Below are 21,137 nucleotides of genomic sequence, written 5' to 3' on the forward strand. Positions count from 1 at the left end.
TCAACCCGCCGGCCGTTGTATCAGTATCTCGATGCGGCGGTTGGCATCGGCCAGAGGATCTTCCGGAATCTTGAGCCTGCGGTCGGCCTGACCGGACACCTCCTTGATGCGTTTCTCATCAAGACCTCCGCGCACCAGCATGAAAAAGGCGCTATGGGCGCGTGCCATCGACAGTTTCCAGTTGTCATTGTCGGCACGGGCAAATGGACGCGCATCGGTGTGACCGCGAATGATTACGGTGCCGTCCCGCTCGGCGAGAAGCTGTCCGATCTTTTCCATCGCCAGCACCATGTCGCGCTTTGGCACCGCAGACCCGACATTGAACATGCCGCCCTTCAGTTCGTCGGTCAGCGAGACCAGCAACCCACCATCCACCGGTGCGACTGTCAGCCCCTCGCCCAGCTGGATCTGTTCCTCTGCCAGGGCGGTTTCGATGCTTTCCTTGAACTCGCCGGCCTCCTGTTCTTCTGGATCGACTTCCTGCTTCTCGCGTTCGGCTTGCTGCTCTTCAGTCAGAGGCTCGCCTGGTTCCTCGGCGTCGGATTGACCTTCCGCCGTCAATCTGCCGGTTTTGGCGTCACTCGCCTCCTGCTCTTCATCCTGCGACTGCTCAAGGGCTGCAAGCCCTGCGCCGGCTGCTTCAAGCGCCTGCTTGATCGCATCGTTCGTTTCGGCCCGCGGAATGGTGCGCTCGACCCCGGTCTCGGTGATGTCTGAAGAGGTTTCTATGTCCACCGATTTCGACCAGAAATCCGGATCGAACGGATCGCGGTAGGCCTCCCCGCCCGAGGCGCCTGTCGCGGGTCCGGACATATTCGCACCACCGTCTCCGGCAGCGCTGACATTTTTCTGCCGACCCGTCTCCAGGGCAATTTCGGAAAGGACCGAATAGGGATTTTCAAAAAAGTCCGCGTCGGAGTATTGCGATTCTTCGCCGGCGGCCGAGTCGATATCGTCGCCGCCACCGGTCATCTGGCCGGCCTTGTAGCCCGCCTCCTGACTATCGGACAGGAACTCGACTTCATCACCGACGCTTGCCTCATCCTGTTGTTTGAGGCCCCGCTCGGCCGGCTTGTTGTCCGTGAGCCTGATGGGATTGAAATAGCTGGCGACGGCCGCCTTGGTCTCGTCATTGGCTGCATTGATCAGCCACATGACCAGGAAGAACGCCATCATCGCGGTCATGAAGTCGGCATAGGCGATCTTCCACGCCCCGCCATGGTGACCGTGCTCACCTGATTTGCGTTTCTTGACGATGATGATCTCACCGCCGGAATGATGGGTGGATTGCGAATCCGTCACGGAAGCACCTCACGCAGACGGTCGGCCCATTTCGACAGGCGCGTGCACAGTACCGCGTCGTCAATGTGGATGGTCAGATCGAATTCTTCGCTTTCAACGAACTCCATCAGCGCCGCGTCGTCGCCAAGCCGCTCCCTCAACGCCTCGAAAACCGATGCCGGACCACTGACAGTTTTGGTTGTCGCGGATTTGTCCTTCAGGCACTGCCGGATGGTTTCGGCGAGGGATTCGACCATTTGCGTCGTCAGCGCCTGTTCAAACACCGGCGCAAGAACGCGTGTTACCTGAGCACCTATTGTCTCGACCAAATCGTTGCAAAGCGTATCATATCGCGTGGCGAGTGCTGTTGAGAAATCCTGCTCATATCGGGTGCGCAACTCGTTGACTTCATCGCGGTGCCGGCCCCGCTCGCCTTCGAGTTCCTGCTCGTGCGTTGCAAGGAGCGCTTGCGTGGCTTCGCGTTTGCCCTGTTCAAAGGCGGCCGCCCGTTCGCCTTCGATATCAATCGCCGCGGCGGTGTGCACTGGCTGAGGCACCGTTTCGACGACAGATGATACCGGTTCCGGACGCGCGGGAAAAATGTCCGGTTCATCGGCCAATACATATGGTTCAGGCTTGCCGAAGTCTTTCAGATAGCGCTCTATCGCAACTGCCATGCCTTTTGTCTCCGGGATCGGCCCCATCATGCGGAATCGCTAAAGCATTCTGAGATTTTCTGTCGGTGAAAGGATAGAAGCCGAAACTTGTGCGAGGGTGATGAAAAAGCCGGCACGCGTTGCGTACCGGCTTGTCCAAAAATCCTGGCCTGTGGTCACGGGTTCGGCCCGCGACCTATGGGTCAGCTCTTACTGCCTGAAGAGGGCGAGGATGTTCTGAGAGCTGTTGTTGGCGATCGACAGGGCCTGGATACCGAGCTGCTGCTGCGTTTGCAGTGCTTTCAGGCGTGTCGATTCCTGGTTCATATCGGCGTCCACCAGACGACCCACACCCTCGGTTATGGCATCCATCAGCGTGTTGACAAAATCATTCTGCATGTCGACGCGCGACTTGACCGCACCAAGGCTGGATGCCGCATCCGTCAGGCTTTCAAGAATGTTGTCGGCAACGCGGAGCATGGCGCTGACTTCAGCGTCGGTTGTGGTAGCAGACAGGGCGATCTCGGTGCCGGTTGCGGCCCCCGCCGTTGTTGCGGCTGCATCAATCAGGAAGTAGTAGTCGGCCGTGCCGGTCGGCGCTGCAAGCAACGCGTCTGCGTCAATATCGCCTGTCAAAAGCCCGCGGGCGGCGCTGTCGGTATCGATCAGAACGGTCGCGCTCACATCGACATCAAGCGTCCCGACGGAAACCTTGCCGTCCGAAGAGCGGTTGAACGAGGCGACGATCTGAGCCGTGCCGGCTCCCCCGACAGCCGTACTGTACAGCCAGTTCTCGCCGCTGAAGGACGCCGATTCAGCCGTTGAACGAAGCTGATTCTTCAACTCGGTGAGTTCGGAGTTGATTTTCACGCGGTCGACGGCCGGCTCCGTGGCGGCGACCAGCTTGGCCTTGATCTCGTCAACGACCTTGATGGCATTGTTCAGACCGGTATAGGCGACGTCGACCTTGGCGGCGCCGAGACCGATGGCATCACTGACCGTAGACAATGCCTTGTTGTCGGAGCGCATGGTTGTCGCGATGGACCAGTAGGCCGCGTTGTCAGCAGCGTTTTCAACCCGGTACCCGGATGAAACACGCGCTTGCGTCGTCTCCATATGCATATTGATGTTACGGAGAGTTTGCAGAGCCGCCATCGCGGCGGCGTTCGTCATAATGCTCGTCATCGGGACAGTCCCTGTCGAAAACCAGAATCAGTATTGGACATGCCGGATCTTCATGGCCGGCGATGGCGATTTTCATCATGACCGCTGACACGGTTCAGAACCGGGTCAACTCACCATTCGTTAACAAAACTACTAAGAACATGGTTAACAGACTCTTAATCCCATTAGCAACCTGTTAAATCTTACACTCGCGAACAAAAAACCGCGCCACAAAAGCGGCGCGGTCCGGGTGGTTATTGGCTGTTTGAGTTCGCCAGGACTGGCGAAGCCGGCCCGATCTATCGGACCGGATATCCATCTCTTACCGGAAGAGCTGGAGTACGCCCTGAGAGCTGTTGTTGGCGATCGACAGGGACTGAATGCCAAGCTGCTGCTGTGTTTGCAGAGCCTTTAGCCGCGTCGATTCCTGGTTCATGTCCGCATCGACCAGACGGCCGACACCTTTGGTGATCGCATCCATCAGCGTGCTGACGAAGTCATTTTGCATATCCACGCGGGACTTGACCGCGCCAAGGCTGGAGGCCGCGTCGGTCAGGTTTTCAAGGATATTGTCGACAACACGCAGCATGGCGCCGACTTCAGCTTCGGTCGTGGTTGCCGACAGCGCGATTTCGGTACCGGTCGCAGCAGCAGCTGTCGATGCCGAGGCATCAATCAGGAAGTAGTTGGCGGCTGTACCCGTTGGCGTTGCAAGCAGAGCATCGGCATCGACGTCAGCCGTCAACAGACCACGGCTTGCATCTGCCGTATCGATGAGGATTGTCGCCGTGACGTCAACATCGAGTGTTCCGACGGTCACCTTGCCATCAGCTGCCCGGTTGAAGGAGGCAACGATCTGGGCCGTGGCGACACCGGCTGCATCCGTATTATAGAGCCAGTTTTCGCCGCTGAAGGAGGCTGATTCAGCCGTGGAGCGGAGCTGGTTTTTCAGCTCTGCGAGTTCAGAGTTGATCTTGGTTTTGTCGACCGACGATTCCGTGGCCGCAACCAGTTTGGCCTTGATCTCGTCGACAACCTTGATGGCGTTGTTAAGACCGGTATAGGCGACATCGACCTTGGCGGCACCGAGGCCGAGCGCATCGCCAACGGTACCGAGCGCCTTGTTGTCGGAGCGCATGGTTGTCGCGATGGACCAGTAGGCCGCATTGTCGGCGGCGGCTTGAACCCGCAAACCGGAGGAGACACGCGCCTGCGTCGTTTCCATTTCCATATTGATACTGCGCAGGGTGGCCAGGGCGCCCATCGCAGCGGTGTTCGTCATAATGCTCGTCATTGTCTGCCCCTTTTGACAGTGGACTTTAAGGGACATGCCGGAGTTAAGACCGGCAACGACGGTGTCGCATCATGCTCACCTGGGGTCTGCCTTCGCTAAGGCACGACCCGGTCCGTCATTCGTCACCCGTAACAACACATCATTAAGGTTAATCAATCCTGAACACCGGGCCACTTATCTAATTTTTTTAGTTAATGATTTCTTACACTTAACTGGTTATTAACCATTCAAACCCGCTGCTGCGCGCGCCCGCACAAACGAATAAAACGCCGCAATCCCTTAAGGATGCGACGTTTCACCGAGCTGAATATGTCGTGGACTAAGATCAACTGAAACGGGTGGCCGATCCGGCCACCCGCAGAAAGCTCAGTCTTAATTGTGACCCATACTCTTAACGGAAGAGCTGGAGTACACCCTGCGAGCTGTTGTTGGCGATCGACAGGGACTGGATGCCGAGCTGCTGCTGTGTCTGCAGAGCCTTGAGCCGCGTCGATTCCTGGTTCATATCCGCATCGACCAGACGGCCAACACCCTGGCTGATGGCATCCATCAGGTTGGACACAAACTCATTCTGCATGTCGACGCGTTTCTGAATGGCACCGAGACCCGAAGCCGCATCCGTCAGGTTGCTGATAATGTTGTCGACAACACGAAGCATGGCGTTGACCTCAGCTTCGGTGGTCGTTGCCGACAATGCGATCTCCGTACCGGTAGCGGCAGCGGCCGTCGACGAAGACGCATCGATCAGGAAGTAGTTGGCGGCTGTACCTGTCGGCGTGGCAAGCAATGCATCCGCATCAACATCAGCGGTCAGAATTCCGCGACCGGCGTTTTCGGTGTCGATCAGGATCGTGCTGCTGACGTCCACATCAAGGGTGCCGATCGAAACTTTGCCGTCCGAGGCACGGTTGAAGGAAGCCGTGATCTGAGCGGTACCGGCAGCGGCCGCATCCGTGTTCAGAAGCCAGTTGTCACCGCTGAACGAAGCCGATTCGGCCGTCGAACGGAGCTGGTTCTTCAGTTCGGTCAGTTCGGAGTTGATCTTGGTCTTGTCGACCGAAGATTCCGTTGCAGCAACCAGCTTGGCCTTGATCTCGTTCACAACGTCAATGGCGCTGTTCAGACCGGTATAGGCAACGTCGACCTTGGCAGCGCCCAGGCCGAGCGCGTCGCCGACAGTGGACAGAGCCTTGTTGTCGGAGCGCATGGTGGTCGCGATGGACCAGTAGGCAGCGTTGTCAGAAGCGTTTTCGACCCGCAGGCCGGAAGAGATACGACCTTGCGTTGCTTCCATCTCGGAATTGATCGAACGCAGGGTGGAAAGAGCCGACATAGCGGCGGCATTTGTATTGATGCTTGTCATCTGGAATTGTCCCTCGGATTACCCGATACAAAAAAGGGACATACCGGACTTTACTACCGGTAATGGCGGTGCGGCATCATGCCCTTGGTCGCCCGATATTCCGTCGAAGACCCTACCGTCATGCTGCGGGCACACTCGCAGCCAGCAGTTACGAAATACCTAATTCCGCCCGGCCGAGGGCGCATCAGCAGAATCAACCGACGCTCATGGTTAGCAAAGTGTAAACACAACCCTTGCCAACACAAACGGCCGGGACAGCGTCATATAAAGGAGCGCACCATGCTTCCCACCAGCAGATTCCAGCCATCGATCAGGACAAAGAACATGATCTTGAATGGCAGGGAGATGGCCGTCGGCGGAAGCATCATCATGCCCATCGACATGGTGATGGTGGCGACAACGAGGTCAATCACGAGGAATGGCAAAACGACAAGGAAACCTATTTCGAAACCGCGACGGATTTCGGAGATCATGAAGGCTGGAATAAGGACACGCAGATCCACCTTGTCTCCCGTTGAAACCGGCTGGCCGCGTTCTGCCGCCAGATCGACAAAGAGATTGAGATCCTTGTCGCGCGTATTTGCCAGCATGAAGTCGCGGAACGGATCACCAATGCGCTCAAACGCCTCGGCCTCATCGATCTGGTTTTCGATCAGCGGCTGGATGCCGCTTTCCCAGGCGCGATCAAATGTCGGCGCCATAACATAGAATGTCATGAACAGTGCAAGGCTGATCAATATCAGGTTGGCCGGCGTCGTTTGCAGCCCCATCCCGGTGCGCAGAATTGCAAAGGCGATGACAAAGCGCGGGAAGCTCGTCACCATGATGAGGATGCCCGGCGCAACCGACAGCACGGTCAGCAAGCCGAATGTGCGGATGATCCAGCTCGCGACCGAACCGTCTACGGGCTGGGTGAGCACTCCGGGATCGAGGGTCTGGGCCTCGGCCACCGCAACCAATGCCATCATGGCAAGCGTTGCAAGTAAGAATCGTATCATTCGATCAAGAAGGTCCTGAAGAGTACGTTGGAAACCTGGCCGTCGGAACGTATGGCGGCCCGTTCGGATAGGTCGTCACGCAAATGCTGGAAGCCGCGCGGTCCTTCAATCTGCTGAAGAGAGACCGTACGCATATAGGCCATGACGTCCTGGTGGATTGTTTCCGCCAGCGCCGGATCCGGGGCGGCGTCAAAGACAAGCGCGACCTCGACCCGCACCCAACTGTCTGACGGGTAGGAAAGGTTTGTGGTTATCGGAGCCAGCGTCAGCGTCTGCGGCGTCATCGGGACGGCCTCTGCACCCTCGCCATCCTTGCCGTCGCCATTGTCCCCGTTTTCTTTCGCAGCCATGGCCTCAAGCGGCGATACCGGGTCAGCCTCAGCCTGTATGTCGGTCGCCATCTGGTTGCCAACCATCGAACCGACGAGCCAGCCGCCACCGCCGGCGACCCCGGTCAGGACAAGCAGCGCCACAATCGTCATGACTAGGGAGCCGCCCTTCTTCTTTTCTTCAGGTGTCGTCATGTCACCTTGTGTCCCGCTTCTAGATTGGTGAGTATATATCCACGATCTGCTGCCCGACCGGCGGCTGCTGCACTTCCATCAACCGACCCCGGCCGCCATAGGAAACCCTGGCCTCGGCGATCTTCTCATAGGCAATGGTGTTTCTTGCGTCGACGTCCCGCGGACGGACGATGCCGGCAATATTCAGGATCCGCATTTCATAATTGACGCGCACCTCCTGCGAGCCGCTTATGACCAGATTGCCGTTGTCCAGCACCCCTGTGACAACAGCCGCGACCCGCAATTCCAGCCTTTCAGAGCGGGCCGTCTTGCCCTTGCCTGCCGTGTTCGTGTTGGAGCCGAAATTCAGACCGAACTGACCTTGCGAGCCGGCACCGTTCACACTGTAATTGCCGCCTGCGTTGATGCCGCTTGAGTTGGTCCTGTTACGGTCGGTCGCATTGTCAAACGTCGCCCTGTCATTGACGGCAATATTGACTGTGAGGATATCGCCGACCGTCATGGCACGCGGATCCTTGAACAAAGCGCTTTGTGCGTCGGTCCAAAGCGAGTAGCCGGCACCGGGCTTGCGCGGCGGTTTGGGATAAAGCGCCATCTGAGGCGTTTCACCGTAGCGCAAGCCACTGCCGACAGGGCTCATTGACGGTGCCCGCCCGATGTCTTTCATGACGGACGAACTGCAACCAGCCATCAGGAAACACAATGCGACGGGAAAGAGAAAACGCATCATGAGGGTTGTTCCGGGAGGTTGGTATCAGCGGCACTTGCGATGATACTGGTTAGGTTGGCCGCGGTCTCGGCATCCATTTCATTGAGAATCTGACTTGCCAGGCGCGGCCTCAGCTTCATGACAATCGCAGCTGCGATATTGATATCCACCAGTTCCAGCTTCTCAGCCGCCGAGTCGGCGCGCATGTTCTTGTAGATTTCAACAAGACCGCCTTCTGCCTTGATCAGAAAATCATTCCGCAGCTTCAGCCAGTGCTCATATTCGGCACGGCGCTTTTCCAGAACCGCGATCCGGTCCTCGATGTCGGCCTGCAGCGCTTCGAGTTCCTTTTTCTGAAGCACATAGCGCTGGTCCCGGGCCGCATCGGCGATATTTGTGCAGAACGCCCTGATCTCGTCGGATATCTCCGTCGGCACCGCCTCGGTTTGAGGGCTCTGGGCCAGCGCGTGCGACAGCGGAAGCCCCCAAAGACCAACCGCGGTCGAGAGCGCAAGCACCGTGGCCGCGCATTTTCTGGTAAGTGTCATTACGCCTTTGCTCATTGCAATACGAGCTCCGCCTGGAGGGCACCGGCCGATTTGATGCCCTGTAAAATTGAAATGATGCCGTCGGGCCGGACGCCGATACTGTTGAGGCCTGCAACCAGCGTCTGCAGGTTCGGGCCATTGAGAATGGCGACCTGTCCGCCCTCTGTCATCGCCTGGATATCGGTCAAAGGTTCCACCGCCGTCACACCTCCGCTGAATGGCAACGGCTGGGAGATGACAGGCATCTCGGTTACCCGGATTGTCAGCGTGCCGTGGCTGACGGCGACCTTTGAAACACGCACGTCATGGCCCATGACAATTGTGCCGCTGCGTTCGTTTATGACCACGCGGGCCGGCGTGTCGGTTTCAACGGTCAGACGTTCAATCTCGGCGACGAACCTTGGCAAGGTGACATGTTTCGGCCTTGAGACACGCACCGTTGCCGAATCATCGGCCTGCGCCAGCATGCCCCCATATTGCTTTCCGGTGTGCCGGTTGATTGCATCGGCGATCGAAACCGCCGTGGAAAAGTCGGGATTGCGCAATTGGAATACGAGATGCTCATTGTCCGAAAACCGCATCGGTATCTCGCGCTCGATGATGGCGCCGCCCGGGACCCTTCCCGCTGTGGTAACACCTTGTGTCAATGTCTGGGCGTCGCCGGCAGCGGTAAATCCGGAAACGATCACGGAACCTTGTGCAACGGCGTAAATCTGCCCGTCGGCGGCTGAAAGCGGTGTCATGACCAGTGTTCCGCCGCGCAAGGACGTCGCATCGCCCATGGACGATACGGACACGTCAATGCGCGATCCGACGCTTGAGAATGGCGGCAAATCGGCGGTCACGATAACAGCGGCAACATTGTTGACCCGCGCCCGCTCACCCTCGGTCGCTATCCCCAGATTCTCCAGCATGGCCCGTACGGACTGTTCCGTGAACGGTGACCTGCCGGCGCTGTCGCCACTGCCTTGCAATCCGATCACCAGGCCATAACCGATTAGCTGGTTCTGACGCGCACTCTGCAGCGAGGTCACATCCTTGATCCGCGAAGCGGCAGAAGCCGGCAGCACCAGCAGCAGGCTCAAAAGGATTGCCGGAACAAGGCGCAAAGCAATCATTTTTCAACGACCCTGATCGTACCGTCCGCCATGACCGTGCCGGATACCGTCACACCCGTGCCGACATTGCGTACGCGGACAAAATCGCCGACCATACCATTGTTGAGCGGACTGCCCGGTGCCGTGATGGTCAGGCCGTCGCGGGAAAACACCATGGTGACTACCGAACCGCGCTCAACGGCATAGGGCTCGCGCACGGAGGAAACGGGTATAACCCGCCCCGGCAACAGCGTGCGGCGCGTGATCATTCCGGCGACCTGTTCCATGGAAGATGCGTAGTCCCGCCGGATGTTGCGGTTGGTCACCGGCACGATCTCGAGCATGTGCGGCTCGACGATCTGTCCGGGGTAGATGATGCCCTTGGGAATGACCGCCACCGGTTCAGCAGCAGTCGCACCCCACACGCCCGCAAGGAGCAGAGCGGCAACGGCGAAAACGGTCCGGCAGATCATTTCAGTGTCCCACTACATGTTTCTTGAGACCGTCGCGGCCATCTCATCGGCAGCCTTGATGATCTTCGAGTTCATCTCGTAAGCCCGCTGGGCTGAAATCAGATCCGTGATTTCCTTCACGGCGTCGACATTCGAGGTTTCCAGATAGCCCTGTTCGATCGATGCGAAGCCAGGGTCATTGGGTACACCGACTGTCGCTTCACCGGAGGCCTCTGTTGCCTGGAACAGATTGTCTCCAAGCGGGGCAAGCCCGGCTTCATTGACGAAATTGGCGATGGTGATCTGTCCGACTTCCTCCAGATCGGCGCCGTCACCCTCGCGGGCAAAGACCTGTCCGGACTTGCTGATCACGACCTCGCTTGTGCCTTCAGGAATGATGATCGCCGGCTCCAGAAGATAACCGTCTGTGGTGACAATTTCGCCATCCGCGTTGGTGTTCAAGGCGCCCGAGCGCGTATAGAGCGTCTCACCATCGGTGTTTTGAACCTGGAGCCAGCCTCGCCCGACAAGCGCAAGATCAAAACGGTTTCCGGTGTTGACCAGCGAGCCTTGTACATGGACGTTGCGGACGGCTGTGGTCTGCACACCGAGGCCGACATAGGCCCCCTCCGGCACAATGGCCTGGTTGGCGCTTGTGGGTACGCCCTGGGCCTTTTCGACCTGGTAGAGTAGATCGGAAAACTCCGCCCGCGCCCGCTTGAAGCCGGTGGTGTTGATGTTGGCGATGTTGTTGGCAATCACCTCAAGATTAAGCTGCTGGGCGTTCATTCCGGTTGCAGCGATGGCCAAGGCTTTCATTGCGGGCCTCCTCAGATGGGCATGCGGCTGATTTCAAGATAAGCGGTCACGATTTTGTCGCGGACGGCCAGCGCCGTCTGAAGCGTCCGCTCCGCGCTCATGACCGCATCGACGACTTCCTTGGTATTGGCCTCACCGTTGATGCCCTTCATGGACATCTGTTCGCCATGCCGGATCGTGGCGGTCATGTCTGCAACCATGCTGGAAAGCATGGATGCAAATTCGGATTCCTGCGTCGCCGTGGCCTTGCCGGGAGCGACGACGGCTGGTGATGCAGCCGCTGCCGTATTTCCGGCTTCGCGGGTCAGAGAGGTAACGGCTGCGGAGCTGACTGCGTCAATCACGTGGAGACCCTCAACAGATCTATGGTCATGGAGATAAGCTTGCGGGATTGCTTGATGGTCTGAAGATTGGCCTCATAGGACCGGTTGGCCTCGCGCATATCGGCCATCTCGATGAGAATGTTGACATTTGGAAGCTTGACCATGCCGTTTTCATCGGCAGCCGAGTGAGACGGATCATATTCGACCGTGAATGCCGCCGTATCGCGGCCGACAGATTCAACGCGCACCATCGATGCGCCAGTCAGAGCATCCAGCTCGGACACAAAAGAGACCGTCTTGCGCTGATAGGGATCACCGCCCGGCTCGGTCGCCGTTGCCTGGGCGTTGGCCATGTTTTCCGATACGACCCGAAGACGGGTTGACTGGACCTCAAGTCCCGATGCCGCGGTCTTCATCGCCGCTGAAAGTGGATCCATCACCGTCATTTGCGCACCGTCGCCAGCATCATGCGGTGGAAAGATTTGACGATACCGACATTGAGCTCAAATGAATGCCGGATTTCGCCCGCCTTGATCAGTTCTTCTTCAAGGACAACCTTGTTGCCGTTCGATTCCGCTTCGATGCCGCCGGAACCGGCGCTGTGTACGGCGCTACGCAAGGAATCTTCCCTGAAATGCGCGGGATGGGTCGCGGCCATCGAGCTGCCTGTGGACTGAAGAACCGTCTCGAATGGATCGACTTCCTTCGCGGCGTAGCCGTTGGTGTTCACATTGGCTATGTTGCCGGCGACCACGCTCTGGCGCACCGACAACCAATGCGCCTGGCTCGACGCGAGTTCAAAAAGCTGGATCGGCTGCATCCGATTCTCCCTTTCGGGAGCAAACTAGGAAGTCAATCTTGCGCGGGACTTACGCCCGGACGATAACACACACAATTGCGCGTCAGGACGCATCGCAAACAGGCCGAGAACCGGCCCTCAACAAAGGGCGACAGGGCTGATCTAGCGCTCGATGACATCTCCGTCGGAGGTTACGATCACCCAGCGCCCGTCCCGCTGCTCGAGTGTGGCAAGGCGGCTGTCATCGGGAAGGATCGAGCCAACGCGCACCATATAAACACCATTTCCGTCTTCAATGAGCGCCCGTCCGTTCACGACATGGAGCAGGCGAAACACCGGTTTGTAACCGGGAAAGGCCTGCGCCGGACCTTCTTCCGGATCGGCTTCGTTGTCACCCTCGTTTCCATCGAGCGTGATGGTCGCGGTGGTAATGGAATCGAAATCGAATTCATCGGAATCGCCTGAATCGGGAATTGCAAGCGGCGACACGCTGACGACGCTTCGCCCGGCAATACCGGGCAGGTCTCGTTCGGATGACAGCGTGTAGGGCCGGACACCGAACTGGTCCTGATTGAGAAAGACATACCAGGGAAAGAACGCCGCAAAGGCTGCCAGCACGAGCCCCACAGAGATGAGCACACGGTCTGTCCTGTCGGGATCCGGTTTTCGGTCCTCAACCCCGGCCTGTTCGGTCTCTTCGTTCAGTTCTGCTTTGGTCATGCATTGCCCGCCTGTGCACCGGCCTGTTCGGCCTGCTGCTCCGCGGCCGCCCGTTTCATCGCATCGGCGAGATCCGCAAAGGCATCGCCGGAAAGCCTGTCGCCCGGTTGCTGTTTGAGCACGTCATAGATGACCGGGACCTGGCGAACCGCCATATCCAGCTCGGCATCCGCTCCGGGCCGGTAACCGCCCAGAAGCCGCAAATCCTTTGTTTCCTCAAAACGCTGGATCAGGGCGCGCAACCGGATGACAAGGTTCTCCTCATCGGGTTCCCAAGCGGTCCGCGCAAGCCGCGAAATGGATGCGAGCGGACTGATCGGCGGATAGCGTCCTTCCTCGGCGAGGGCGCGGTCCAGAACAATATGACCGTCCAGAATACCCCGGGTGGAATCGGCGATCGGATCGTTGTGATTGTCGCCGTCAACGAGGATCGAAACAATGGCGGTAATAGAACCCGCCCCGGCACCACCCGGGCCGGCCCGTTCCAGCAATCTCGGCAACTCGGTGAACACGGTGGCCGGATAACCCCGGGCCACCGGCAGTTCACCGGATGCAACACTGACCTCGCGTATGGCATGGGCAAAACGGGTTATGCTGTCGACGACCAGCAATACATTCTCGCCCTTGTCACGAAAATATTCGGCGATCGCCATCGCCGTCATCGGCGCCATGCGGCGGACCATGGGACTTTCATCGCTCGTGGCGACAACGGCCACCGATTTCTTCATCTGTTCGCCAAGCGTGTCTTCGATGAACTCGCGAACCTCCCTGCCCCGTTCACCAACCAGCGCAACCACGGCGCGGTCGAAGGCTTCAGCTCTCGTCAGCATGGCAAGCAGCGTCGATTTGCCGACGCCGGAGCCGGCAAACACACCAAGGCGCTGGCCGAGGCACAGCGGCGAGAATATATCGATCGCCTTGATGCCCGTTTTCAAGGGCTGGTTGACCCGCTGACGGCTCATGGAGGCCGGCGCGTCGGCCGCGACGGCACGCCGCCGCTTGCCCGGCTCCAGAGGGCCCTGACCGTCAATCGGCTGACCGAGCGCATTGACAGTGCGTCCGCACCAGGCTTCATCCGGCGCAATGCGGAACGCCCCGAAACGGATCACCGGATCACCGATGGCGATCGCCTCACCGCGTTCGACGGGGCAGACGATGACAACCTCCGGCTCGACCTTGACCACTTCCCCAAGAGTGACGCCCGCCTGGCCGTGATGCTCGACATAGTCGCCGAGGCAGACATAGGGCGACAGCCCGGACACCTGATAGTTGTTCGGCGTAATGGTGGTGACGAGCCCGCCGCGACGCACCAGCTCATCGGGACTTGAAAAGCGGCTGACCAGCCGCTCCAGCGCTTCAAGCGTGCTGGATTGGCGGCGGCTGCCGTGTTCGGGCGAAGACACCTGTTCGTTCATTCAATCGCGGCCCGTTGCAGCGTGGCAGCGCCCATCAGACCGCCCCGAGCGTTCTTATCGCCTCATCAAGGGTTCCCTCACTCTTCTTGACGAGGCTTGCGGTGCTTTCAAATGCGCGGGTGACCATAATGAGGCGACTCATTTCGGCCATGGCGTTCACACCGGAATATTCCAGATACCCCTGAAGCACGCCGGAATTCGTCTGGTCGACCACCGGTTCCGGTTCACCGGCGGGGACAACCCCGCTGTTTTCGAACCGCACAAAACCTTGTTCAAGGTCTGCGGTGAACACACCGATCGAGCCGACAATCGCGCCCTCCTGGCGGATAATGCCGTCGCGGGAAACCTTTGGCGGTTCGGCATTGCCGTTGAGCTGGATCGGAGCCCCGCCCGGATCTAGCACAGGGTAACCGTTCAAGGTGACCAGTTCACCCGCCTCGGACATGGTGAAGCGCCCGTCGCGCGTCAGGGTCATGCCGGCCGGCGTCTCGATGGCGAACCAGCCGTCACCCTGCACCGCGAAGTCAAGCAGGCTTTCCGTTTGGGTCATGCCCCCGCCAACCGACGACAGATAGGTTTCGCCGTCGGATACGAAAGCCGTGCCTTCATTCATCAGCGATTCGAAACGGATTTCGGTGGGCCGGTAGCCGACCGTGCTCGCATTGGCGACATTGTCGGCAAGTGTATTGAGCCGGTTCACAAGCGCGATCTGGGATGACAGCGCGACATAAAGGGATGATTGCATTGATCCTGCCCTAACCGCCGAGTTTGAGGTTGTTGATCGCCAGCATGAGATCAGACGAGATGCCGGCCGACGATGAGCTGAAAAGCGAGGCCGCGGTCACTGTGGTGCTGGGGTTCTCCAGCTCCCAAAGGCTGGTGAACCGTTGCAGCAGCTTGTTGAGTTTTTCAGGATCGCTGAAATCGGTAAAATCGATCTTTTCCTCGAAATACTCGGCCTGTTTGTCGATATTGGTGCCGGCAAACTCGGGCGGCAGGCTCAAAATCGTCCGCGCGACAATGGCGAGAGCCGGGTCGGCGAGAATCTCGAAGGCGTTGGTGATTGTCGGCGCGTTGCGCTCAAAATAAAGCGCCAGTCGAACACCTTCATTGTCCGCGCCCGCATTCTGTTCCAGCGTCTGACGCAGATATTTGTCGACTGTGCCCTGCTGGGCAGCGGTAAAAATGGTCGTGATCTCGTTGTGGCGAACGAAGTTGAAGGTCTCGACAAGCTCGCGATAGCGTTTGTCATTGAGTTGGTTCGCGAAGGAATTGGGATCATCGATCCCCTCTGTCAGCGCTTTTCTGATCAGCGCCTTGGCATAGGCTATCTCCTCCAGCCCGTGCGCCTTGAGCGCGTAGTTGTACAGACGGTCATTGGACATGAAATCGTCGATCGTCTTCGCGCTGCTTATGTTTTCGAGATAATACTCCGTCTCACGAGCCGTCACGGGCTGTTGTTTGACCATTTCAATCGACCGGTCCAGGTCCCGGGTAATCGTCTGGTAGTTGATATAGGTGGTGACCATCGGTCCTGCCCCGCTCCCAGTTTCATCCGACAGCGCGCGCTATGCTGCCCAGGGTGGTTGCAGGCAAGCTAGAAAAATATCCTTGCGCGAAACTTTCCTGGCTGCAGCGGTCAAGCTTCACGCAAGCCAGAGCACTTACCCCTATGGCCGTCTTCCACTGGATAGAGTCGCCCCGCTAATGAACATCATCATCGGTCTCGTCGTGACATTCGGATGTATCCTCGGTGGCTATATGGCCATGGGCGGCTATGTCAGCGTGCTCATGCAGCCTTGGGAACTGGTCATTATCGGCGGTGCAGCTTTTGGCGGCTTCTTGGTCGCCAACCCCATGAAAACCATCAAGGATTCCGGGACAGCCCTTTGGGAGGCCTTTCGCTTTGCGGTTCCCAAGGAGCGTGATTATCTCGATACGCTGTCGGTACTCTACGGGCTGATGCGCGACCTGCGGTCAAAATCGCGCAATGAAATCGAGGCCCATATCGACAATCCGGAAGAATCGAGCATTTTCCAGACGGCGCCGTCCGTTCTGAAGAACAAGGACCTGACCGCATTCATATGTGATTATGTCCGACTGATCATCATCGGCAATGCAAGGCCGCATGAGATCGAGTCCCTGATGGACGAAGAAATCAACACGATCGAGCACGACAAGCTCAAATCCTACCATGCCATTGTGACGGTGTCCGATGCCTGTCCGGCGATCGGCATCATCGCCGCCGTTCTTGGTGTTATCAAGGCCATGGGCGCGATCGATCAGTCGCCGGAAATTCTCGGCGCGCTGATCGGCGCCGCGCTGGTCGGGACGTTTCTGGGTATCTTTCTGTCCTACTCGGTCCTTGGGCCGATCGCCGCTCAGATCAAGCTCGTCAGGGACAAGCAGAACCGCCTCTACGTCATCGTCAAGCAGACGCTTCTGGCCTATATGAACGGCTCGGTTCCGCAGGTCGCGCTGGAGCATGGCCGCAAAACCATTTCTTCCTACGAGCGTCCGTCCATCGATGCCGTCGAGCAGGAAATGATGACGCCCGGCTCGGGCGGCGGCGAAAAGGCGGCCTGACATCATGGCTGACGAAGCACCCCAAACACATAGCGGGTTTGACCGAACACTTCTGCAACGCATGATCGGCCAATCGGGTGACCGCGAAACCCTGGAGACGAAGTGCGAGACACTTGCAGAAGTGGCCGCCATGTCGCTGTCTCTGCAGGCCGCCGAAACAATCGGCGTACCGATCGAAGTCGAATTCGACGCATTTGAGATCGGAAGCAAATCGGAACTCACGGGCTCGTTTCCCGATCATGTGACCGTGTGTGCCGCACAGATCGGCGGGTGGACAAGTGACATCACGCTTTGCGGCAGCAACATTTTTGTGATTGCCGTCATGGAGTGCATGCTGGGCGGCTCGCTCCCCGACGATGCAAAGATTGAACCACGCGAACTGTCGGCCATCGAGCTCGATGTCGCAACCGTCATCTTCCGCCAACTCGCAGACAGTGTGAGAATGGGTATCGCGTCACCGCCGACCGATGACGTCGTTACCGACGGTGCTCTGGCCGAACTTCCCGAGCCGCTGGAAGACGAAGCGGACCCGCCAAGCATCATGCTGCGTTTTGAATTGACTGTCGGGCCCATCAAGGCACCGTTTTGCGCCGTTATCGCCCAACGGCCGATCCTGAAAGCCACGATCGTCGAGCACAAGGAAGAAAAACCCCCTATGCGCGAGCGGCCGGAATGGGCGACCAAGCTCACGACCCAGGTCAGCCGGTCGCATATCCTGCTTGATGCGCGGATTGCGCTGAGCGAGATAACACTTGGTGATGTCGCGCGCCTGCAGATCGGCGACGTTCTGCCGTTTGCCGACGAAGGCGCTGTTCGCGCACTCCTGTCGGCCGGCGACAAACAGCTTTTCTGGTGCGAATTCGGCAAAGCGGGCGACCGCTACACCGTTCGCGTGCAGGAGCCACACAAACACGATCAAGAGCTTATGAGGGAACTGGCCGCAGGATGAGGGACGAGATGGCATCTTCGGGGACCGATCCTGCACGACGACACGATGCAAGGGACACATGACCATGTCTGACAAAAAGGCCATGAAGGACGAAGGTCTGGCCGACGAAGAACCCCAGGAAGAGATTGACCAGGCCATCGACGACCTGCGCGGTGTCCTTGAACAGGATGCCGCCGGCACGGCGAATATTGAAGCAAGCGAAGACCAACCCTTTGGCGGCGGTGACTTTTCCATGGACGACTTTCCCGAAACAGCCGGGGCGGACGCGCCCGATTTCTCCGGCGGACTGGACGCATCCGAACCATCGGCTCCGGACGCCGGCCTCGGCTCAGCCGATTTCGGGGGCGATTTCGCAGCGCAGTCCGCGTCGGACGCACCCGCCGGCGCAACCGGCGCGACGGGAACAGTCGCCAATGCCGATATCATCATGGATATCCCCGTCGAGGTGCAAATCGTTCTCGGCAAGACGCGCATGAAGGTGTCCAATCTGATGAGCCTTGACGAGGGAGCAACGATCTCGCTCGACAGGAAGATCGGCGAGACGGTGGACATCATGGTCAATGGACGCATGATCGGGCATGGCGAGATCACCGTCCTGGAAGAGGACGAGACGCGCTTCGGCGTCCGCCTTACGGAAATCCTCGGCACCGGCAAATGATGGACGGCTACGAGGAACTTTCCGGCGGCAATGCGGTGGGGCAACCCCTTTCAAAGTCGCAAAAGGCGGCCGCAATTCTGATTGCCATGGGCAAACCCGTGGCCGGCAAACTGCTGAAATTCTTCTCTCCCACCGAGCTGCAGACCATCATCTCAAGCGCACAATCGCTACGCAGCATCCCGCCTCAGGAACTTGAAGATGTCGTCAGCGAGTTTGAAGACCTGTTCACCGAGGGCACCGGTCTCATGGACAACGCCAAGGCAATGCAGGGTATTCTGGAAGAGGGGCTGGAGCCTGAAGAGCTGGATGGCCTTTTGGCTGAAGGGAAGACATCCGGCAGCACCAAATCCTCGATCTGGGACCAGTTGCAGGAGACGGATCCGGCCTTCATCGGCCGCTTCCTGACCAATGAGCACCCGCAGACAATCGCCTATGTCGTTTCCATGCTGCCGTCTTCCTTCGCAGCCAAGATCCTGTTGGAGGTTCCGGAAAAGAACCGGGCCAATATTGTCCACCGTGCCGTGAACATGAAATCCGTCAATCCCAAGATTGCCGAGATTATCGAACAGCGGGTTTCGCAAATGGTCTCGGAACTCGACGATCAAAAGGGCGACGAGGCGACAAACCGTGTCGCGGATCTCATGAACGAGCTTGAGAAACCGGTCGTCGATGCCCTGCTGACCGAACTGGAGAGCATCAATTCCGAGGATGCCGCACGCGTCAAACCGCTTGTCTTCCTGTTCGACGACATCGTGGAAATGCCGGCGCGCAGCCGTGTCACGCTGTTGGATGATATGGGCGCCGAAACGATTACCGTGGCATTGCGCAATGCGGGCGATGAGGTGAAGGAAGCTGTCCTGTCGTCGATCGGTGCACGGCAACGGCGCATGATTGAAGCGGATTTGAGCGAAGACATGCCCAATATCACGCAAAGGGATATCGCCGTCGCACGTCGTTCGATCACGCAGGAAGCCATTCGACTGGCCTCACAGGGGCAAATTGAACTGACAGAAGAGCAGGAAAGCGAGGCGGCGTAAGGCGCCCCGTCAACCGGCTTGTTTGCTGCAACCATGGTTCGGGATCTGAAGCATGTCTGAAGAACAGGACAAGGACAGCAAAACAGAAGAACCGACCGAGAAAAAAATCCGCGATGCCGTCGAGAAGGGAAACATACCCTTCTCCCGCGAGGTGCCGATCTTCGCTTCCTCAATGGCAATCCTCGTGTTCTGCGTTTTTTTCATGCCATCGGGCGCTTCCTATCTGACCGTTTCGCTGACCGACCTCTTCGCCAACTCGTCACGGATATCCCTATCCAACGGTGAGGATGCGGTTTCTCTCTTCAACCATGTCTTCTGGGAAGTCAGCCATCTCCTGTTGCCGGCCTTTGCCCTGATGATGGTCTTCGGCATTGCGGCTTCCGTTATGCAGAACATTCCGCGCCCGGCAGCTGAACGCGTCAAGCCGCAGCTTTCGCGGGTCTCGATCAAGAAGGGTTTCAAGCGGCTGTTCGGTGCGCAGGGTCTGGTGGATTTCGCCAAATCGATCACCAAGATCCTGGTCATTTCGGCCATTGTCGCCGTGGCGATGCTGAGCGACTATTTCGAGGTCCTGACGGGTATGTTCTCAGACCCGGCTACGGTTCCGCAGACCATGGCCCGGCTGGCACGCAAGGTCTTCGTTATCATCCTGATTGCCACCGCGGTCCTGGCCATGGCCGATCTTTTGTGGACGCGCTACCACTGGCGCCAGGAGCTGCGGATGACACGGCAGGAACTCAAGGATGAGATCAAGCAGACCGACGGTGATCCGATCGTCAAGGCACGGCAGCGCTCCCTGGCGCGGGACCGCGCGCGACAACGGATGATTTCCGATGTGCCGCGCGCCACCCTGGTGATCGCCAACCCGACACACTATGCGGTGGCCCTGCGCTACAAACGCGAGGAAGACGAGGCGCCTGTCGTTGTTGCAAAAGGCCAGGATCTTGTCGCCCTGAAAATTCGTGAAATTGCAGAAGGCAATGACATCCCCGTGTTCGAGGATCCGCCGCTCGCCCGCTCCATCTTTGCACAAGCTTCGGTTGGTAGCGTCATTCCACCGGCTTTCTACAAGGCCGTCGCCGAACTAATCCATGTCGTCTATGCAAAATCGGCAACAGCAATGAATCAGGACAGCCCGAGATAAGACAGATGTATCTGAAAACGCAAAACCGGTCACCCGTGACGGTACGCTCTTCGTGCGGCGTGATGCCTGCGACACCACCGACAGCCCGCCCGCTCCGGTCGGCCCGTGTAGCCGTCAAACGGCATGAGGCAATATGAGAGTCTGTCCCTATACAAAGGAGCGCGAGGAAATCGTCGCGCATGCGATCCGGTCCGTTGCCAGCGAACTCCGGCTGATCGATGCCGCCGATCTGATCGCCCTGCTTCGACTGGAATGCCACAGCAATCTGTCCGATCTTGTCTCATCGGCGGCAGAACTGTTTTTCCAGCCTGGCACCGTCAATTTCGGGGTCGGCGGAGATTATCGTCTGGATTGGGGTACGACGCCTGAAGTGACACTTGATCTGGAGCTCAAACCTGAAGGCATGACGGTTTTTGCGCGGCTGACTCTGCTTGAAAGCCATGGTCAGGTCGAAATCAATCATATCTCGTTTGATGATCCGTCAGACGATCCGGACGAGAACACGGCTTTCCTTGCTGAAAGCCTGCGGGCCAGTGCATTCAACGAGTTTATTTCAACCGCCCCGGTTCAGACAGCCGTAAGCGAGCCCCGGTTAAACTGA

The 21,137-nt window shown here is 58.4% G+C and carries 25 protein-coding genes; 6 read left to right on the top strand and 19 right to left on the bottom strand.

What is annotated here, in order from left to right:
• From OQ273_RS16515 to OQ273_RS16605, 19 genes are all read right to left on the bottom strand, one after another.
• Positions 1–1,302 carry a MotB family protein gene (locus OQ273_RS16515; protein ID WP_267991603.1) on the bottom strand — a complete coding sequence of 434 codons (1,302 nt, stop codon included), beginning with the start codon at positions 1,300–1,302 and terminating at the stop codon, positions 1–3.
• Entirely contained in the window at positions 1,299–1,958 is a 660-nt protein-coding gene (locus OQ273_RS16520; RefSeq protein ID WP_267991605.1) for a hypothetical protein, read from the bottom strand. The genes OQ273_RS16515 and OQ273_RS16520 overlap by 4 nt, the downstream gene beginning before the upstream one ends.
• A gap of 189 nt (positions 1,959–2,147) precedes the next feature.
• Entirely contained in the window at positions 2,148–3,122 is a 975-nt protein-coding gene (locus OQ273_RS16525; RefSeq protein ID WP_267991607.1) for a flagellin N-terminal helical domain-containing protein, read from the bottom strand.
• Between the two features lie 301 nt (positions 3,123–3,423).
• Positions 3,424–4,395 (bottom strand): flagellin N-terminal helical domain-containing protein, encoded by a 972-nt coding sequence (locus tag OQ273_RS16530; protein ID WP_267991609.1) that lies wholly within the window; start codon positions 4,393–4,395, stop codon positions 3,424–3,426.
• Between the two features lie 391 nt (positions 4,396–4,786).
• Complete coding sequence (locus tag OQ273_RS16535) at positions 4,787–5,758, bottom strand: flagellin N-terminal helical domain-containing protein (protein WP_267991611.1); 972 nt, start codon at positions 5,756–5,758, stop codon at positions 4,787–4,789.
• Between the two features lie 260 nt (positions 5,759–6,018).
• Positions 6,019–6,756 (bottom strand): flagellar type III secretion system pore protein FliP, encoded by a 738-nt coding sequence (gene fliP, locus OQ273_RS16540; protein WP_267991612.1) that lies wholly within the window; start codon positions 6,754–6,756, stop codon positions 6,019–6,021.
• Entirely contained in the window at positions 6,753–7,280 is a 528-nt protein-coding gene (locus OQ273_RS16545; protein WP_267991614.1) for a flagellar basal body-associated FliL family protein, read from the bottom strand. The genes fliP and OQ273_RS16545 overlap by 4 nt, the downstream gene beginning before the upstream one ends.
• Before the next feature lie 19 nt (positions 7,281–7,299).
• Positions 7,300–8,007 (bottom strand): flagellar basal body L-ring protein FlgH, encoded by a 708-nt coding sequence (flgH, locus tag OQ273_RS16550; RefSeq protein WP_267993121.1) that lies wholly within the window; start codon positions 8,005–8,007, stop codon positions 7,300–7,302.
• The gene (locus OQ273_RS16555; protein ID WP_267991616.1) at positions 8,007–8,552 is read right to left on the bottom strand and encodes a MotE family protein; all 546 of its coding nucleotides are present in this window, start codon (positions 8,550–8,552) and stop codon (positions 8,007–8,009) included. Before OQ273_RS16555 ends, flgH begins: the two co-directional genes overlap by 1 nt.
• Positions 8,549–9,655, bottom strand: a complete 1,107-nt coding sequence (locus OQ273_RS16560) for a flagellar basal body P-ring protein FlgI (RefSeq protein ID WP_267991617.1) — start codon at positions 9,653–9,655, stop codon at positions 8,549–8,551. The genes OQ273_RS16555 and OQ273_RS16560 overlap by 4 nt, the downstream gene beginning before the upstream one ends.
• A complete protein-coding gene (gene flgA, locus OQ273_RS16565; protein WP_267991618.1) occupies positions 9,652–10,107 on the bottom strand; it encodes a flagellar basal body P-ring formation chaperone FlgA in 456 nt (151 codons plus the stop codon). The genes OQ273_RS16560 and flgA overlap by 4 nt, the downstream gene beginning before the upstream one ends.
• Before the next feature lie 12 nt (positions 10,108–10,119).
• The gene (flgG, locus tag OQ273_RS16570; RefSeq protein ID WP_267991620.1) at positions 10,120–10,905 is read right to left on the bottom strand and encodes a flagellar basal-body rod protein FlgG; all 786 of its coding nucleotides are present in this window, start codon (positions 10,903–10,905) and stop codon (positions 10,120–10,122) included.
• A gap of 11 nt (positions 10,906–10,916) precedes the next feature.
• On the bottom strand, positions 10,917–11,249 hold the full coding sequence (gene fliE, locus OQ273_RS16575) for a flagellar hook-basal body complex protein FliE (protein WP_267991622.1): 333 nt from the start codon (positions 11,247–11,249) through the stop codon (positions 10,917–10,919).
• The gene (gene flgC, locus OQ273_RS16580) at positions 11,246–11,665 is read right to left on the bottom strand and encodes a flagellar basal body rod protein FlgC (protein ID WP_267993122.1); all 420 of its coding nucleotides are present in this window, start codon (positions 11,663–11,665) and stop codon (positions 11,246–11,248) included. The genes fliE and flgC overlap by 4 nt, the downstream gene beginning before the upstream one ends.
• 5 nt (positions 11,666–11,670) lie before the next feature.
• Entirely contained in the window at positions 11,671–12,048 is a 378-nt protein-coding gene (flgB, locus tag OQ273_RS16585; RefSeq protein ID WP_267991623.1) for a flagellar basal body rod protein FlgB, read from the bottom strand.
• Between the two features lie 141 nt (positions 12,049–12,189).
• Positions 12,190–12,747, bottom strand: a complete 558-nt coding sequence (locus tag OQ273_RS16590; protein WP_267991624.1) for a flagellar protein — start codon at positions 12,745–12,747, stop codon at positions 12,190–12,192.
• The gene (fliI, locus tag OQ273_RS16595) at positions 12,744–14,162 is read right to left on the bottom strand and encodes a flagellar protein export ATPase FliI (RefSeq protein WP_267991625.1); all 1,419 of its coding nucleotides are present in this window, start codon (positions 14,160–14,162) and stop codon (positions 12,744–12,746) included. The genes OQ273_RS16590 and fliI overlap by 4 nt, the downstream gene beginning before the upstream one ends.
• 34 nt (positions 14,163–14,196) lie before the next feature.
• Positions 14,197–14,907 carry a flagellar basal-body rod protein FlgF gene (flgF, locus tag OQ273_RS16600; protein WP_267991626.1) on the bottom strand — a complete coding sequence of 237 codons (711 nt, stop codon included), beginning with the start codon at positions 14,905–14,907 and terminating at the stop codon, positions 14,197–14,199.
• Positions 14,908–14,917: 10 nt separating this feature from the next.
• The gene (locus OQ273_RS16605; RefSeq protein ID WP_267991627.1) at positions 14,918–15,691 is read right to left on the bottom strand and encodes a DUF1217 domain-containing protein; all 774 of its coding nucleotides are present in this window, start codon (positions 15,689–15,691) and stop codon (positions 14,918–14,920) included.
• Between the two features lie 178 nt (positions 15,692–15,869).
• Here OQ273_RS16605 and motA point away from each other — a divergent pair, with 178 nt between their 5' ends.
• The 6 genes from motA (at position 15,870) to OQ273_RS16635 (ending at position 21,137) form a co-directional block, all read left to right on the top strand.
• On the top strand, positions 15,870–16,748 hold the full coding sequence (gene motA, locus OQ273_RS16610) for a flagellar motor stator protein MotA (RefSeq protein ID WP_267991628.1): 879 nt from the start codon (positions 15,870–15,872) through the stop codon (positions 16,746–16,748).
• A gap of 4 nt (positions 16,749–16,752) precedes the next feature.
• Positions 16,753–17,697 carry a FliM/FliN family flagellar motor switch protein gene (locus OQ273_RS16615; protein ID WP_267991630.1) on the top strand — a complete coding sequence of 315 codons (945 nt, stop codon included), beginning with the start codon at positions 16,753–16,755 and terminating at the stop codon, positions 17,695–17,697.
• A 64-nt stretch (positions 17,698–17,761) separates the two neighbouring features.
• Positions 17,762–18,355 carry a flagellar motor switch protein FliN gene (gene fliN / locus OQ273_RS16620; protein WP_267991632.1) on the top strand — a complete coding sequence of 198 codons (594 nt, stop codon included), beginning with the start codon at positions 17,762–17,764 and terminating at the stop codon, positions 18,353–18,355.
• Positions 18,352–19,392 carry a flagellar motor switch protein FliG gene (locus OQ273_RS16625; RefSeq protein ID WP_267991634.1) on the top strand — a complete coding sequence of 347 codons (1,041 nt, stop codon included), beginning with the start codon at positions 18,352–18,354 and terminating at the stop codon, positions 19,390–19,392. The genes fliN and OQ273_RS16625 overlap by 4 nt, the downstream gene beginning before the upstream one ends.
• A 52-nt stretch (positions 19,393–19,444) precedes the next feature.
• Positions 19,445–20,536: a flagellar biosynthesis protein FlhB gene (gene flhB / locus OQ273_RS16630; protein ID WP_267991636.1), complete on the top strand. Its 1,092-nt coding sequence runs from the start codon at positions 19,445–19,447 to the stop codon at positions 20,534–20,536.
• Positions 20,537–20,669: 133 nt separating this feature from the next.
• On the top strand, positions 20,670–21,137 hold the full coding sequence (locus OQ273_RS16635; protein WP_267991638.1) for a hypothetical protein: 468 nt from the start codon (positions 20,670–20,672) through the stop codon (positions 21,135–21,137).

The organism is Hoeflea prorocentri, assembly GCF_027944115.1.
Lineage (GTDB): Bacteria > Pseudomonadota > Alphaproteobacteria > Rhizobiales > Rhizobiaceae > Hoeflea_A > Hoeflea_A prorocentri.